Origin of the sequence: Paracoccus beibuensis, assembly GCF_026162625.1 — a bacterium.
Classification (GTDB): domain Bacteria; phylum Pseudomonadota; class Alphaproteobacteria; order Rhodobacterales; family Rhodobacteraceae; genus Paracoccus; species Paracoccus beibuensis.
The window spans coordinates 109,072-124,888 of sequence record NZ_JAOTBD010000001.1 but is presented as its reverse complement, the minus strand read 5'-3'; the positions used below and the strand labels follow the sequence as shown (position 1 = coordinate 124,888).

The 15,817-nt window shown below is 69.1% G+C and carries 13 protein-coding genes and 1 pseudogene; 5 read left to right on the top strand and 9 right to left on the bottom strand.

The window, feature by feature from the left end:
• Positions 1 to 21: 21 nt before the first annotated feature.
• Positions 22 to 1,092 carry a 2'-deoxycytidine 5'-triphosphate deaminase gene (locus tag OC159_RS00645; RefSeq protein ID WP_265499220.1) on the top strand — a complete coding sequence of 357 codons (1,071 nt, stop codon included), beginning with the start codon at positions 22 to 24 and terminating at the stop codon, positions 1,090 to 1,092.
• On the opposite strand, the gene OC159_RS00640 is transcribed toward OC159_RS00645, so the two are convergent.
• The 8 genes from OC159_RS00640 to OC159_RS00605 form a co-directional block, all read right to left on the bottom strand.
• Positions 1,089 to 2,192, bottom strand: coding sequence for a THUMP domain-containing class I SAM-dependent RNA methyltransferase (locus tag OC159_RS00640; protein ID WP_265499219.1), 1,104 nt, complete (start codon positions 2,190 to 2,192; stop codon positions 1,089 to 1,091). The two genes, OC159_RS00645 and OC159_RS00640, sit on opposite strands and share 4 nt — an antisense overlap.
• Positions 2,193 to 2,234: 42 nt before the next feature.
• Positions 2,235 to 2,420, bottom strand: coding sequence for a hypothetical protein (locus tag OC159_RS00635; protein WP_265499217.1), 186 nt, complete (start codon positions 2,418 to 2,420; stop codon positions 2,235 to 2,237).
• Positions 2,417 to 3,055 carry an SMC-Scp complex subunit ScpB gene (gene scpB / locus OC159_RS00630; RefSeq protein WP_407674032.1) on the bottom strand — a complete coding sequence of 213 codons (639 nt, stop codon included), beginning with the start codon at positions 3,053 to 3,055 and terminating at the stop codon, positions 2,417 to 2,419. Before scpB ends, OC159_RS00635 begins: the two co-directional genes overlap by 4 nt.
• A gap of 16 nt (positions 3,056 to 3,071) precedes the next feature.
• Complete coding sequence (locus OC159_RS00625) at positions 3,072 to 3,872, bottom strand: segregation and condensation protein A (RefSeq protein WP_265499419.1); 801 nt, start codon at positions 3,870 to 3,872, stop codon at positions 3,072 to 3,074.
• A gap of 73 nt (positions 3,873 to 3,945) precedes the next feature.
• On the bottom strand, positions 3,946 to 4,923 hold the full coding sequence (locus OC159_RS00620; RefSeq protein WP_265499215.1) for a glycoside hydrolase family 3 N-terminal domain-containing protein: 978 nt from the start codon (positions 4,921 to 4,923) through the stop codon (positions 3,946 to 3,948).
• 1 nt (position 4,924) lies between these two features.
• Positions 4,925 to 6,052, bottom strand: a complete 1,128-nt coding sequence (locus tag OC159_RS00615; RefSeq protein WP_265499214.1) for an SPOR domain-containing protein — start codon at positions 6,050 to 6,052, stop codon at positions 4,925 to 4,927.
• Between the two features lie 80 nt (positions 6,053 to 6,132).
• On the bottom strand, positions 6,133 to 7,875 hold the full coding sequence (gene argS, locus OC159_RS00610; RefSeq protein WP_265499213.1) for an arginine--tRNA ligase: 1,743 nt from the start codon (positions 7,873 to 7,875) through the stop codon (positions 6,133 to 6,135).
• Positions 7,876 to 7,942: 67 nt separating this feature from the next.
• A complete protein-coding gene (locus OC159_RS00605) occupies positions 7,943 to 9,832 on the bottom strand; it encodes a cation:proton antiporter (RefSeq protein ID WP_265499212.1) in 1,890 nt (629 codons plus the stop codon).
• Between the two features lie 245 nt (positions 9,833 to 10,077).
• On the opposite strand from OC159_RS00605, the pseudogene OC159_RS00600 reads away from it, so the two are divergent.
• Together OC159_RS00600 and lnt are read left to right on the top strand one after the other, a co-directional pair.
• Positions 10,078 to 11,622, top strand: a pseudogene (locus OC159_RS00600) (DEAD/DEAH box helicase); the annotation flags it as partial.
• Positions 11,623 to 12,206: 584 nt separating this feature from the next.
• Positions 12,207 to 13,730, top strand: coding sequence for an apolipoprotein N-acyltransferase (gene lnt, locus OC159_RS00595; protein WP_265499210.1), 1,524 nt, complete (start codon positions 12,207 to 12,209; stop codon positions 13,728 to 13,730).
• Between the two features lie 48 nt (positions 13,731 to 13,778).
• On the opposite strand, the gene OC159_RS00590 is transcribed toward lnt, so the two are convergent.
• The gene (locus OC159_RS00590; RefSeq protein WP_265499209.1) at positions 13,779 to 14,408 is read right to left on the bottom strand and encodes a J domain-containing protein; all 630 of its coding nucleotides are present in this window, start codon (positions 14,406 to 14,408) and stop codon (positions 13,779 to 13,781) included.
• Between the two features lie 81 nt (positions 14,409 to 14,489).
• Here OC159_RS00590 and OC159_RS00585 point away from each other — a divergent pair, with 81 nt between their 5' ends.
• Both OC159_RS00585 and glpX read left to right on the top strand, forming a co-directional pair.
• Complete coding sequence (locus OC159_RS00585; RefSeq protein ID WP_265499208.1) at positions 14,490 to 14,741, top strand: BolA family protein; 252 nt, start codon at positions 14,490 to 14,492, stop codon at positions 14,739 to 14,741.
• 81 nt (positions 14,742 to 14,822) lie between these two features.
• Entirely contained in the window at positions 14,823 to 15,788 is a 966-nt protein-coding gene (gene glpX / locus OC159_RS00580; protein ID WP_265499207.1) for a class II fructose-bisphosphatase, read from the top strand.
• Positions 15,789 to 15,817: the final 29 nt, after the last annotated feature.

Genomic DNA, 15,817 nt, shown 5'->3' with positions numbered 1-15,817 from the left:
CTGCAGCCGAGAGTGTCCAGGATGAACGGTGTTTTGCCCGACAGCGAGATCCGCAAGCTGATCGGGTCCGGCGCGATCAGATACGATGCGCCGATCCTGCCCGAACAGATCCAGCCAGCTTCGCTGGACCTGCGCCTCGGTGCGGCGGCTTATCGCCTGCGCGCCAGCTTCCTTGCCGGTCGCGGGCGCCGCATCGCCGACCGGCTGGAAGATTTCCAGATGCACCAGATGGACCTGACCGGGGGCGCGGTTCTGGAACGCGGCTGCGTCTATCTAGTGCCCCTGCAGGAAGGCATCGCCCTGCCCGCCGGGCTGACGGCTGTCGCCAATGCGAAATCATCCACGGGCCGGCTGGACCTGCTGACGCGGCTGGTGACCGATGACGGGACCGAGTTCGATCGCCTGCCCGAAGGCTATGACGGCCCGCTTTACGCCGAGATCTGCCCGCGCAGCTTCTCGGTCCTCGTGCGCCCCGGCATGCGGCTGAACCAGTTGCGGCTGCGGCGCGGACAAGCGGTGCTGTCAGACGCCGAGCTGATCGCGTTGAATGCACAAGAACCGCTGGTCGGCGAGGGCCCGGCGCTGATCGACCAGGGCTTGGGCTTCTCGGTGGATCTGCGGCCGTCAGCGGGGGACCTGGTCGGCTACCGGGCGCGGCCGCATAGCGGAGTGATCGACCTCGACCGCATCGGCGCCTATTCCGCCCGCGACTTCTGGGACGAGCTGCACACGACCGACGGCCGCCTGATCCTGGACCCGGGCGCGTTCTACATCCTCGTCAGCCGCGAATCGGTGGCGATCCCGGCGGATTACGCGGCCGAGATGGCCCCCTACCTGGCGATGGTCGGCGAATTCCGCGTCCATTACGCGGGCTTCTTCGACCCGGGCTTCGGCATCGGCGCGACCGGCACCGGCGCGCGCGGCGTGCTGGAGGTCCGCTGCCACGAGGCGCCCTTCGTGCTGGAGCATGGGCAGGTCGTCGGGCGGCTGGTCTATGAACGCATGGCGGCCCGTCCCGAGCGCCTCTATGGCGAGGGGATCAAGTCCAATTACCAGGGCCAGGGCCTCAAGCTCGCCAAGCAGTTCGGCTAGAGCGGTCCGGTCTGCCACAGGCGGACCTTCAGCCCGCCATGCGCCACGATCGGCCCCGGCGCCTGCCAGGGCAGCCCCGTCGCCTTCGCAAGCCCCGCCTCGCTGGTGACGATGCCGATGCGCCAGCCCTGGAAGCGGGTGCGGAACACCTCTCCCATCTGCGCGTGCAGGCCGAACAGCGGACCCTTGTTGCCGATTCGCGCGCCATAGGGCGGGTTCACGATCACGATGCCGGGCTTGCAATCGGGACACTGACGGTCGGCGATCTGGCACGCTTCGAAACTTACGACACCGCCCACCCCCGCCCGTTCGGCATTGGCATGGCTCATCCGAATGGCGCCGGGGTCGCGGTCGCTGCCGAAGAAGCGGGCAGAGGCATCGCGGCGGGGCGCCGTCGCGAGCCGCGCGATGGCGGCAAGGTCATGGTTCGCCAGATGCTGGAAGGCAAAGCCCCGGCTGCGTCCCGCAATCAGCCCCAGCGCCATTTCGGCCGCCTCGATGACGAAGGTGCCCGAGCCGCACATGGGGTCCAGCACCGGCTGGCTGCCGTTGAAGCCCATCTCGGCCAGGAACATGGCCGCCATCGTTTCGCGCATGGGGGCCTTGGCGACGGCCTCCTTGTGGCCGCGCTTGTGCAGCGACTCTCCGGTCGTGTCGATGCTGAAGGTGACGAGGTCGTCTTCGATCCGCACCTTGATCGTGATCGGCGCATCGGCGGCCAGTGGCGCGCCAAGCTCCTCCGAGATCGCCCGCTCGATCCGCTGCGTCGCCGCTCCGGCGTGATAGATCTTCGAGGCTCGGCAGACCGTCTCGACCTTGACCGGCACATCGGGGCGCAAGAGGTCGGCCCAAGGGAACTTGCGCGCGCGCTTGTCCAGCTGCGCCAGGTGCATTGCGCGGAACCCGCCGATGCGCGCCAGCACCCGCGTCGCCCCGCGCAGCATCAGGTTCGCGCGCCAGACGTCGCGCCAGGTGCCGCGGATGGTGACGCCGCCGGGCTGGATAACGGGCTGCCAGCCAAGGGCCGCGGCCTCGGCCGCCAGCGGCGCCTCAAGCCCCGGCGTGGCGACCAGGAAGATGTCGAAATCGGTATCGCTCATCCCGCAGCCCTAGCCTCTGCCGCAGGGAATGGCGAGAGGGGTTCAGTGCCGCGTCAGCCGGCTCAGCACCCGCATCTTGCGGGCAAGATCGCGCGCCTGCCTGTTCTGATGGTGGCCGCGGCCGTGCTTCTTGCCGGACAGCGTGTTGATGCCCTTGTTGATCCCCCAGTTCATCGCGCGGCGCGCGACGAGGCGGGTGAACATGTTGAACAGCTGGTTCATATTCATGGGCGGTCTTGCTCCTCGTCGAAGAGGTCCTCGGCTGATTCCTCCGGCTCCTCCGGCTCCTCATCGGGGTCGTCCCCGGCCCCCGCAAGGGGCAGGCCCAGCCCTTCGGCGGGCGGCCGCGACTCCAGAAGGCCCGCTGCCCGCAATTCGGCAAGCCCCGGCAGGTCGCGCGCCGATTCCAGCCCGAAATGGTCAAGGAACGCTTCCGTCACGATATATGTTGCCGGGCGGCCGGGCGTCATGCGGCGGCGTCCGACGCGCACCCACTCCATCTCGATCAACTGGTCCAGCGTGCCCCGGCTGACGGCGACGCCGCGGATCTCCTCGATCTCGGCGCGGGTGACGGGCTGATGATAGGCGATGATCGCCAGCGTTTCGACGGCGGCGCGCGACAGGCGGCGGGTCTCGACCGTATCCGCCTGCATCAGGAAGGACAGGTCGGGCGCGGTGCGAAAGGCGTGACCGTCGCCGATCCTCTCCAGCACTACGCCGCGATCCTGGTAGGTCCGCCGCAGGCCCGCCAGCGCCTCGGCCGGGTCGCAGCCATGCGGCATCCGCGCCGCAAGCTCGCGGACCGTCAGGGGCTGCGCGCTGGCGAACAGGATCGCCTCGACCATGCGCTCCTGCTGAGGCATGGGAGGGGGCGGAAAGTCAGGCGGGGTCGTCATGGGCTTTGGGCCGATAGCTGATGGGCGCGAAGGTGTCCGTCTGCCGTATCTCCAGCCGGCCCTGCCGCGCAAGTTCCAGCGAGGCTGCGAATGTCGCCGCCGTCGCGCTGCGGCGGCGCTTGGGGTCGGCCCCCCAGCCTTCGGGCAGGAAGACGGCCAGGTCGGTCCAGTCGCCGGTGAAGCCAATCAGGCGGCGCAGACGCTCCAGCGCCTGCTCCATCGTGAAAACGTCATGACGGTCGAAGGCATAGGGCCGGAATTCGTCGCGCGTCTTCAGCCGCGCATAGGCGCGCATCAGGTCGATCAGCCCGGCCTGCCACTGGGTCCGCCGGGTGCGTGCCACGGTTTCGGGCGCGCCGCGCGGAAAGCGCGACTGTCCCAGGCGGTCGCGGCCCATCAACTGCGCCGCCACCCGGCGCATGGCGGCCAGACGCTCCAGCTGGAAAGCCAGATGCTCGGCCATGTCCTCGGCCGAGGGGCCGTCGGCCTCGGGGTCGGGCGGCAGCAGCAGGCGCGACTTCAGGAAGGCCAGCCAGGCAGCCATGACCAGGTAGTCGGCCGCCAGCTCGATCCGCAGGGCGCGGGCGCTTTCGACGAAGTTCAGGTACTGCTGGGCCAGGTCCAGGACGCGGATCTTCAGCAGGTCGACCTTCTGCGTGCGGGCCAGCGTCAGCAGCAGGTCCAGCGGCCCCTCGTAGCCGCCGACATCGACGATCAGCGCCTCTTCGGCGCGGCGTTGCGCGACCTCGGCGGGGTCGAGGCCGTCTGGGGGAACGGGCGTCAGATGGGGCACATGGGGTTTGGCCACAGGGCCTCCTTGCGTCAGGCGGGCAGAGTTCCGCCGCGCCGCGGTCCTGTCAAGAAAGCAGCCCGCGAAGTTCCGTTGTCAGCGCGACGATGTCGGTCCCGACCAGGGGGCGGCGCAGCGCCAGGGCCGCATCCGCCCGGCGACAGGCCTCGGCGGACATGGGGCCGGATGCCGCGACGACCGGCTCCATCTGCGCCACGGTGCCGTTGCAGTGCAAAACAAGGTCGCAGCCCGCCGCGATGGCGGCTGACGCGCGCTCGGCCTCGGTCCCCGACAGGGCGTTCATGGTGATGTCGTCCGTCATCAGCAGCCCGTCGAACCCGATCCGGTCGCGGATCAGGCCGATCATCCGGGCCGAGGCCGTGGCCGGCGCATCGTCCAGCGCGGTGAAACGGATGTGTGCGGTCATCCCCATCGGCAGATCGTTCAGGGCGCGGAAGGGCGCGAAATCCATGTCCAGCCCGGATTCTGGCGCATCCACGACCGGCAGGCCATGGTGGCTGTCCACGACGGCGCGCCCATGTCCGGGCATGTGTTTCATGACCGGCAGCACGCCCGCCGCCAGCATCCCGTCGGCCGCGGCGCGGCCCAGTTCGGCGACCGCCGCCGGGTCGGTGCCAAGACAGCGGCTGCGCAGGAACGGGTGCGTCTGGGCCTGGGCGACATCCAGTGTCGGGGCGCAGTTCGAATCTATGCCGACGGCCCGCAATTCCTGCGCGATCAGGTGATACCGCAGCCACATCGCGCGCGGACCGGCGGGGGCCTGGTCCAGCGGCTCGGGCCAGTCGGCCCAGTTGGCGCCGCGCAGGCGCTGGACGCGCCCGCCCTCCTGGTCGACGGTCACGACGGCATCCCGCCCGACCGCGTCCCGAAGATCGGAGGTCAGGCGGATCAGCTGCTGCGGGCTGTCGACATTGCGACTGAACAGGATGAAGCCCCAGGGGTCGGCGTCGCGGAAGAAAGCGGCCTCGTCGGCCGACAGCGTCAACCCGGCGATCCCGCCGAGAATGGTGGCGTTCGCGGCCACATCAGCCGCCGAGCGCCAGGCAGTCGGTGCCCGACGACTGCAGCGCCGAACAGAACTGCCGCGCTTCGCTGAGCGAGCCGAAGCCTGCGACGCGCAGACGCCAGAAGGTGCGGCCGTTCGACTGATGCTCCTGGATCACCGGCGCCTTGCCGGAGAAGAGCGAGCCGTTGCGACCGGCCAGCCGCTGCCATTCCCCTTGGGCGATGGCGTTGCTGTCGAAGGCGCCGACCTGGACGACCGGTCCGCTGGCCGAGCTGGCGACAGGCGCCGGTTCAGGCGCGCGTGCAGGCGCAGGCGCGGCGGCGGCAGGGGCCGGTGCGGGCGCCGCGGCGGCGGGGGCTGCGGCCACCTGCATGACGCGCGGGCGCGGTGCCGGCCGGGACGAGGCGACCAGCACGCCGGGATTGGCCTGGGCCTGGGCCAGGGCTTCGGCAATGGCCGCGGCCTGAGCAGGCATGCCGTTTTCGTCCGTGACGACTTCGTTGACCGGACCTTCGGTCGCGGGGGCGTCGATGATGGCGGCCTCGTTCACGGCCTGGTCGGCCAGCGCGCGTTCGGCCGCGGCTGCAGCCTCGGCTTCCGCCATGGCGCGGGCCTCGCTGTCAGAGAGGGGGACGACCGGCTCTCCGTCGAAGGTCAGCGGCGTTTCGGACGGGTTCGACGGCTCGCGCACAGTGGCGCCCAGCTCGCCCATGGCGACGTCATCCTCGGCCAAGCCGACCGCCGGAGGCGCGATGGCGACCTGGTCGACCGGCGCAGCCTCCTTGCCGCCGGCAACGGTATTGATCGCAAGGCCGGTGTGGTTCGTCAGCTGCCCGCCGGGATTTTCGGGCGTAGTCCGGGCCTCGCCCTCGACCGCGCGAATGACCGGGACGGCAGAGACGTCGCGCGACACCAGCTGCCAACCCCAGGCCAGTAGCACCACCATCAGCGCGACCGAGGCAACCGCGCCGATGTAATGCGTCAGCCGCGCCAGGCGCGCCGACAGGCTGTCGGGGGCCACACCCTCGTCGTGCCGAAGCACATCGCGACCCGGATCGCGGCTGTCGGTCCAGCCCGCCTGGTCGTACGAAAATTCGCGCTTCACCTTGTGACGCGAGAACACATAGCCGCCTTCGCGGAAATCCATCACTGCCATGTCTGCCTGCCTGCCGGTTGTTCCGGGTTTACTTTGCCTGCTTCAGCCACGACCGGCAGTGGCGCTGTTGGTCAGCGCATCTCTTCCGCCGGCGTGACCCCAAGAATAGCGAGACCGCTTGAAATCACAACGCCAACCGCCCGCACCAGCGCAATTTTTCCCTGGGACGTGACCGGATCGCCATCCTGGATGAAGCGCAGCGACGTGTCCTCGTTGCCGCGATTCCACAGCGAATGCAGGTCCGATGCGATGTCATAGAGGAAGAAGGCCACCCGGTGCGGTTCATGCGCGCGGGCGGCATGCTCCACCAGCCGCGGCCATTCGGCGACCTTGCGGGCCAGCTCCAGCTCGGCCGGGTGGGACAGGACCGACAGGTCGGCCGCCGCAAGGGCGCTGTCGCCGGCATCGATTCCCGCCTCGGCCGCACGGCGCAGGACCGAATGGACGCGGGCGCTGGCATACTGGACGTACCAGACCGGGTTGTCCTTCGACTGTTCAAGCACCTTGGCGAAGTCGAAATCCAGGGGCGCGTCGTTCTTACGGGTCAGCATGATGAAGCGGGTGACGTCGGCGCCCGCCTCCTCGACCACGTCACGGAGCGTGACGAAGGTGCCGGCGCGCTTGGACATCTTGAACGGCTCGCCGTTCTTGAACAGCTTGACCAGCTGGATCAGCTTGATGTCCAGCGGCACGCGCCCGTCCGACAGCGCCTTCACGGCGGCGTTCATGCGCTTGACATAGCCGCCGTGATCGGCGCCGAAGACGTCGATCAGCTGGTCGAAGCCGCGGTCGATCTTGTCCCAGTGATAGGCGATGTCGGGCGCGAAATAGGTCCAGGCCCCATCCGATTTCTGGATCGGGCGGTCCACGTCGTCGCCATGCGCGCTGGACCGGAACAGCGTCTGTTCGCGTTCCTCCCAATCCTCGGGCAGCTTGCCCTTGGGCGGTTCCAGAACGCCGCGATAGATCAGGTCCATGCCGCGCAGCCGTTCGATCGCGGCCTCGATCCGGCCGGTGCCGTAAAGCGCCTTTTCGCTGGAATAGACGTCCATCTGAACGCCAAGCGCGGCCAGGTCGCCGCGGATCTCGGCCATCATGGCCTGGGTGGCGAATTCGCGGATCGGGACCAGCCAGTCTTCTTCCGGCTTGTCCAGCAGGCTGTCGCCGTATTCGGCCTTCAGCGCCTCTCCGACCGGGATCAGGTAGTCGCCGGGATAGAGCCCCTCGCGGATCTCGGGCTCCAGCCCGTTGGCCTCGCGATAGCGCTCGTATGCCGACCGCGCCAGCACGTCGACCTGCGCACCGCCGTCGTTGACATAGTATTCCCGCGTCACGTCATGGCCGGAAAAGTCCAGAAGGCGCGCCAGTGCGTCGCCGAAGACCGCGCCCCGCACGTGGCCCACATGCATCGGACCGGTGGGGTTGGCGCTGACGAATTCGATATTGACCTTCTGGCCGGCGCCCAGGTCCGACCGGCCGAATTCGGCGCCTTCCGTCAGCGCGGCCTTGACCACGCCCTGCCAGACGACCGGCGACAGCCGAAGGTTCAGGAAGCCCGGTCCCGCGACCTCGGCCGCGCCGATGCGCGGATCGGTCAGTCGGGCGGCCAGCTTCTCGGCGATGTCGCGCGGCTTCATGCCGGCGGGCTTGGCCAGCACCATCGCGGCGTTGGTGGCCATGTCGCCATGCGCCGGATCGCGCGGCGGCTCGACCGTGACATTGGCGGTATCCAGGCCCGCGGGCAGCTCGCCCGCCGCAGCCATCTGGTCCAGCGCCTCGACGACGACGCCGCGGAGATCCGTGAAAAGGTTCATGTGAAGCTTCCTGGTTGACCCCCGCGGGTTAACGCCAGAGGTCGCCCGAGGTCAACCGAAAGCCCCTTCAGCTGCCCGTTTCGCCCCGTTCGCGCCGCTCGCGGGCGACATCGGCGGCCTCGGCGGCCAGTTCCGGGGCGGGCGCATCCGAGGCCTCGGACTGCTCGGGCGGCAGAAAGGCCGTGATCCAGTCGCCCGCCTGCACCGCCACGGGCTGGTCGGGACCGGCAAAGCGCAGCACGCCTGCCTTGGTGACGACGGCGAAAGGCTCGGCGCCCGGACGCTCGGCCTGCCAGTCGTCCATGTCGTATTCGTCGGTCAGCCGCGTGCTGCGCAGGGTCCATCCCTCGGCCAGCCGCTGGTTCACCGCCTCGAAGGTGGGACGGCCGGCCAGCCGCTGCCCGCCCAGCTGCGCCGGTAGCGCGTGGCGCGACCGGTCGCGCACGCGGCTGATCTGCCAGACGGCGTCGCGGCCCAGGTCCGGGCCAAGGTCGGTTGCGACCAGCGTGTTGTAGGCGTCATTGTCGGACGCGGCCAGAACGACGGGATAGGCGATGAACTCGACCTGGTGCTCGGCCGCCTCGCCCAGGATGTCGCCGTAATAGGTCGGCAGCCCAGCATGGCGCGCGGGCGCCAGGTGCTGGCGGTTCGTATCCGCGATAAGGGCGTCGACGCCCGCCTTCTCCAGCGCCTGCGCCAGGGCCACCGCGAAGGGCGATCCGCCGATGATCAGCAGGCCCGGACGTTCCGGCCCCGAAAGGCCAAGCCGCCGGGCCAGTGGCGCCAGGGTGAAGCCGTAGATCAGCACCGTGGCCAGCACGATGATGAAGGCCAAGGGCGCCAGCGTCGCGCCGTCCTCGATTCCCGCATCGACCAGCTTGGCCCCGAACAGGCCCGAGACCGCCACCATGACCACGCCTCGCGGCCCGGTCAGCGCGATCAGCCAGCGTTCCTTCATCGGCAGCTGCGTCCCGATCAGCGGCAGCATCACCTGCAGCGGGCGTGCCAGCGCCACGGTGAACAGCACGAACAGCGCCGCCCGCCAGGTCAATTGCCCCAGCGTGGCGAAGTCCAGCGACGCCGCCATCAGCACGAACACGCCCGACACCAGCAGGATCGTCGCATGCTCCTTGAAGCGGTGCAGCTCGACATAGGATGAGAGCTTCGCGTTGGCCAGCATCATGCCCATGATGGTGACGGCCAGCAGACCGGTTTCATGCAGCACGCTGTCGGTGACCGCAAAGACGGCAACCACGCTGACGAACAGCACCGGCACCTTCATGTATTCCGGCACCCAGGCGCGGCCAAAGGCCACCGCCATGCCCTTGCCCGCGACCCAGCCCGCGACGGTCGCAAAGCCGATGCCGGTGCCCAGCACCCAGGCCGCAGCGCCCACCGAGACGCCCGTTTCCAGCACCAGCACGACCTCGAGCACGAGGACCGCGATCAGCACGCCGATCGGGTCGTTCAGAATCGCCTCCCATTGCAGGACCTGGGCGGGGCGGGCGCGCAGACGGGCCTGGCGCAGCATGGGCGCGATGACGGTAGGACCAGTCACGACCATGACGCCGCCGAAGACCGCTGCCGACTGCCAGGACAGCCCGACCGCCAGCCACAGGACCAGCGCCGATAGCGCCCAGCCAAGCGGCGCGCCCAGATAGACCAGCCGCTGCACCGGGGCCCGCGCGTCCCGCAGCCGGGCATAGTCGAGCGTCAGCCCCCCCTCGAACAGGATGATCGCCACGGCGACCGCGATCAGCGGGCGATAGATGGGGCCAAGGTCGCGTTCGGGCAGAAACCACCCCATCACCGGACCCACCAGCAAGCCTATTGCCAGCATCAGCACGATGGCGGGCAGTCGCAGGCGCCAGGCCAGCCATTGCGCGCCCACGCCCAGCACGCCCACCAGCGCCACCACCTGCACCGGGGTCAGCCCCTGCACCACCTCATGCTCCATCCGGGTTCCTTCGCTTCGGGCCGTCGCAGACAATCCGGTGGTCGCCCTGCCGGTTCCGGTCACGGGCCCGGATGCAAAAGATTGACGCGGCAGCGACTTTCGTCTAGGGAACGCGGGCCTGCATCCGGCGGGCACAAAGGCGGGGCGTCCGAGACTGCGTCCCACATCTGCCGCCCTAGCGCCGAACGCGCGCGGCATTGGAACGCAACGCGCCATAACGGGCGCGGCTTATTGGAAAGCCCCGAATGACGAAATTCGCTGATCTGAAGCTTGACCCCAAAGTGCTGCAGGCCGTGGTGGAAGCCGGCTATGAAAGCCCGACGCCCATCCAGCAGGGGGCGATTCCGCCTGCGCTGGAAGGCCGCGACGTGCTGGGGATCGCTCAGACCGGGACCGGCAAGACGGCCAGCTTCACGCTGCCGATGATCACCCTGCTGGGCCGCGGTCGCGCCAGGGCTCGCATGCCGCGGTCGCTGGTCCTCTGCCCGACCCGCGAACTGGCCGCGCAGGTCGCCGAAAACTTCGACGTCTATGCCAAGCACACCCGCCTGACAAAGGCGCTGCTGATCGGCGGCGTCAGCTTCGGCGAACAGGACAAGCTGATCGACCGCGGCGTGGACGTGCTGATCGCGACGCCCGGCCGGCTTCTGGACCATTTCGAACGCGGCAAGCTGCTGCTGACCGGCGTTCAGATCATGGTCGTGGACGAGGCCGACCGCATGCTGGACATGGGCTTCATCCCCGATATCGAGCGTATCTTCCAGCTGACGCCCTTCACGCGCCAGACGCTGTTCTTCAGCGCCACCATGGCCCCCGAGATCGAGCGCATCACCAACACCTTCCTCCATTCGCCCGAACGGGTCGAGGTTGCCCGACAGGCCACCGCAAGCGAGACGATCACGCAGCGGCTGGTGGAAATCACCCCCGCCCGCCGCGACGCTGCAGCCAAGCAGAAGCGTGACCTGCTGCGCGCCCTGATCGATGCCGAGGGCGAGGGGCTGACCAACGCCATCATCTTCTGCAACCGCAAGACCGACGTGGACATCGTCGCGAAATCGCTGGCCAAGTACGGCTATGACGCGGCGCCGATCCACGGCGACCTGGACCAGAGCCAGCGGACGCGGACGCTGGAAAGCTTCCGCGACGGCAAGCTGCGCCTGCTGATCGCGTCCGACGTGGCGGCGCGCGGCCTGGACATCCCGGCTGTCAGCCACGTCTTCAACTATGACCTGCCCAGCCATGCCGAGGACTATGTCCACCGCATCGGCCGTACGGGCCGCGCCGGCCGCCTGGGAACCGCCGTCAGCATCTCGACCCCGTCCGACGAAAAGTACCTTACCGCGATAGAATCGCTGCTGAAGAAGTCCCTCCCGCGCGTCGAGATCCCTGCCGGCTTCGCTCCGTCCGATGTGGTTGCCGCACCGGCCGAACGCGAGGAGCGCCGCGGCGGATCGCGCGAGCGCGGCCGTCGCCGCCGCCGCGATGAGGACCGCCCCGAGGCGGTCGCGGAACCGGCGGCCTCCGAAGCGAACCGCTCGCGCCCCGAGCCTCGGCCCGAACCGCGCCCCGAGTCCCGGTCCGAGGCGCGCAAGGACGAGCCGCGCCGCGAAGAGCGCCGTGGAGACCGCCGCGACGGTCGCCGCGGGCGCGACCAGGATGGGCGCGGCCATGACCGTGGCCAGCCGATCGTCGGCATGGGCGACCACATTCCGCAGTTCATGCTGGTCGAGATCCGCAGTGACGTGGCAACCGCCGAACCCGTGGCAGAGCCGCAGCCCGCGCCGGCGGAACCCGAAGCCAAGCCTGCCAATCGCCGCTCTCGTGGACGGCGTAAGACCGAGGCGCCTGCCGTGGAAGCCGCACCAGAGGTCGTGGCCCAGCCCGAAGCCGTAAAGCCGGTCGCGGACACGCCTGCACCCGCCGATTCTCCGGCAGAGGCTCCCGCGGTCGAGGCCGCGGAAACCGCCGCAGAGGTGGCGCCGAAGCCCAAGCGCACCCGCCGCAAGAAGGCCGAGCCCGAAGCTGCAGTGTCCGAAGCGGAAGCTGCGGCTCCGTCGCCCGAAGCTGATGCCTTGGCACCCGAAGCCGAAGCCGAAGTCGTCAAGCCCGCGCGCACCCGCCGCAAGCCTGCGGCAGACGCGCCCGCCACCGAGGAAGCAGCCGAGAAGACCAAGCGCACCCGTCGCAAAAAGGCCGAGCCCGAGGCGGCAGCACCCGAAGCCGAAGCGACCAAGCCCACGCGGACCCGGCGCAAGAAGGCCACCGACGAGCCTGCCGCCGAGGCAGCGGCCGAAAAGCCCAAGCGCACCCGTCGCAAGAAGACCGAGCCAGAGACTGCGGCCGAACAACCGCGGGACGCAGACGCCGAGGCGTGATGACCCGCGACGCGTCAAGATCAAGGCGCAGGGGCCGTCCGCCCCTGCGCCATCTGCTTGTCGACGCCGGCCTGGGGATCGTTGCAGCCTTTGGCCTTGCGCCCTTCGGCATCTGGGCCGCCACCCCCATCGCGCTATCGATCCTTCTGTGGCGCATCGCGTCGGTCCGGCCCGTCACGGCGTTCTGGCATGCATTGGCAAGCGGCTTCGGCTGGTTCGCCCTCGCGCTGTCCTGGATCGTCGAGCCGTTCCTGGTCGAACCCGAAATCTATGGCTGGATCGCGCCGTTCGCGCTGCTTCTGATGGCGCTTGGCGGCGCGCTCTTCTGGGCGCTGCCGATCTGGGCCGCCGCCAGCGTCTCCTCGGGTCGCGGCCGCCTGCTGGCCGTCGCGGCCGCCCTGATCCTCTCGGACTGGCTGCGGGGCTGGATCTTCACCGGGTTTCCCTGGGCGCTGATCGGCCACGCCTGGATCGACACACCGGTCGCGCAACTGGCTGCCTGGATCGGTGCGCCGGGGCTTGGCGTGCTGACCATGACTGTTGCCGTGCTGCCGCACCTGCTGCGGCGCCAGGGGCAGCCACGAGTCGCGGCGGTCCTGCCGGGTCTGATCCTGGCGTTGCTGGCGGTCGGGGCGGCATGGGCCGCGGGCCTTGCCCGGCTGGCGACACCCGGCCCTGCCGACACAAGCACAACGCTGCGGATCGTCCAGCCCAACGCGACGCAAAGCCTCAAGTGGGACCCCGAGTGGTCCACCGTCTTTTTCCAGCGACTTCTCGACCTCTCGACACAGCCCGGGCAGCGCGACCTGGTCATCTGGCCGGAAACGGCCGTCAACTTCCTGCTCGACGAAGCGTCCGGGGTCTTACCCGCCATGTCGGACGCCGCCGGCGCGCCCCTGGTCATGGGCATCCAGCGGCGTGAGGGCAGCCGGTTCTACAACAGCCTCGCCGTGATCGACGGTGGCCGGGTCCTTGGCATCTATGACAAGTTCCACCTTGTCCCCTTCGGCGAATACATCCCGTGGGGCGATGCGCTGGCGCGGTTCGGCATCGGCGCCTTTGCCGCCCAGCAGGGCAACGGCTACTCGGCAGGCCCCGGTCCGGCGGTCCTTGCCGCACCTGGCGCGCCCGACTTTCAGCCGCTGATTTGTTACGAGGCCATTTTCCCGCAACATGTGCGCGGCCTCGACGAACGGCCGGAATGGCTCTTGCAGGCGACGAACGACGCCTGGTTCGGCCGCATCTCGGGGCCGTACCAGCACCTTTCGCAAGCCCGCCTGCGCGCGATCGAGACGGGGCTTCCGCTGATCCGGGCCGCGAATACCGGCGTCAGCGCCGTGATCGACGCCCGTGGCCAGATCCGCGACAGCCTGCCGCTGAACACCGCCGGCAAGATCGACGCCCACCTGCCGGGCGCTCTGCCCCCGACGGTCTGGATGCGCATGGGCAACATGCCCCTGGTGACGCTGCTGATCCTGGTCCTGCTGGGCGCGGCCCTGACGCAGCGCCTCCGCCGGTCCTGACGCAACGCCAGCGGGGCGGGCGGGGGCAGCCCCCCTGCCCGCGACCGATCAGTCGCGGATGAAACGGCTGTCCTTGATCTGGTCCCAGGCCCAGACCACCTCGGACAGGCGATCCTCGTCGGACCGGTCGCCGCCGTTCATGTCGGGATGCAGGTCCTTGACCAGCGACTTGTACTGCTTGCGAATTTCCATCCGCGTCCAGCTGTCCTTGGCTTCCAGGATGTCCAGGGCCCGACGTTCCGTGGGCGGAAGCTTGCGGGCGGTGGACTGGGCGCGGGCCTCGGGCGCGGTGCCGTTGGCGCCCAGGATCTCCAGCGGGTCGCTGACGCCGTGGCGGGCCCACTTGTCCTCTTGCGCGGACCGGCCGAAGGGCTTCGTCGGACGTTCCCACACGGTCGCGTTGTCGATGAACTGCTGGAACTCTTCCTCGGACTGGCCCTGGAAATAGTTCCAGTTCGCGTTGTATTCGCGGACATGCTCCTTGCAGAACCAGAAATAGTCGTCGAGGTTCCGCGGGTTCTTGGGCGCGCGGTACTGGCCCGGCTCGTTGCAGCCCTCGCGCTCGCAGATGCGGGTCGAGGTCTCGAACGCCCCCGACATCCCACGCCGTCCCTTGGTCTTGCGCTTCTTGTCCTTGGCGGCGGAGATATCAAAACCGAACGGGTCGTTCTTGCTCATGAGGGGCACCTTTGCGACTCGGAGGCGGCAGTTTAGGGTATTTGGCGGCACATGAAAGGCCTTGACGGAAAGGAACTGCAGATGATCGCCGACAAGATGCGGGCGCGCCTGGCAACGCTGGACCCGACACAGCTGGAGATAAGCGACGAAAGCGAACAGCATCGCGGTCATGCGGGCTTTCGCGAAGGCGGGGAAAGCCACTTCCATATCCGCATCGCCTCGCCCGCCTTCAAGGGCCTGTCGCGGGTCCAGCGGCACCGTCTGGTCCATGCCACCCTGGGCGACATCGTGCCGCAGATTCACGCGCTGTCGCTGGATCTGTCAGAAAGCTGATACGTTAGCGCCGTCACCCTTGCCGCCCCCCGCCGCGCCACCTAAGACACCCGTGAAGCCAAGGAGAGAGGGACGAGGGACATGACCGCGCCTAAGGATTTCAACGACCGGATGCTGTCACTGGGCCTCGCCCGCGTCAGCGAGGCTGCCGCCCACGCCTCGGCCCGGCTGATCGGTCGCGGCGATGAAAAGGCCGCCGACCAGGCCGCCGTCAACGCCATGCGCGACCAGCTGAACATGCTGGACATCAAGGGCGTCGTCGTGATCGGCGAGGGCGAGCGCGACGAGGCCCCGATGCTGTTCATCGGCGAAGAGGTCGGCACCGGCGAGGGCCCCGAGGTCGACATCGCGCTGGACCCGCTGGAGGGCACGACGCTGACCGCCAAGGACATGCCGAACGCGCTGACGGTGATCGCCATGGCGCCGCGCGGCACGCTGCTGCACGCGCCCGACGTCTACATGGACAAGCTGGCCATAGGGCCGGGCTATCCGACGGACGTCGTCAGCCTCGACATGACCCCGGCCGAGCGTGTCCGCGCCCTGGCCAAGGCGCGCGGCGTGGAGGCAGGCGACATCACCGTCTGCATCCTGGAGCGTCCGCGCCACGAGGACATGATCGCCGAGGTCCGCGACACGGGCGCGGCGATCCGCCTGATCACCGACGGCGACGTCGCCGGCGTGATCCACACGGCCGAGGCCGAACTGACCGGCATTGACATGTACATGGGTTCGGGCGGCGCACCCGAGGGCGTGCTGGCGGCGTCGGCGCTGAAATGCATGGGCGGGCAGATGTGGGGCCGGCTGATGTTCCGCAACGACGACGAGAAGGGCCGCGCCCGCAAGGCCGGGATCACCGACCTGGACCGCATCTATGCGCGCGACGACCTTGTCACGGCCGACGTGATCTTCGCGGCGACGGGGGTGACGAACGGGTCCATCGTTGCAGGCGTCAAGCGGGAACCGGGGCACCTGACCACCGAGACGATCCTGATGCGGTCGAAGACCGGGTCGGTGCGGCGGATGATCTATCGCAACCCGATCAAGTAAGGTATGGGGGCGCGGCCCCCCATCCCGTT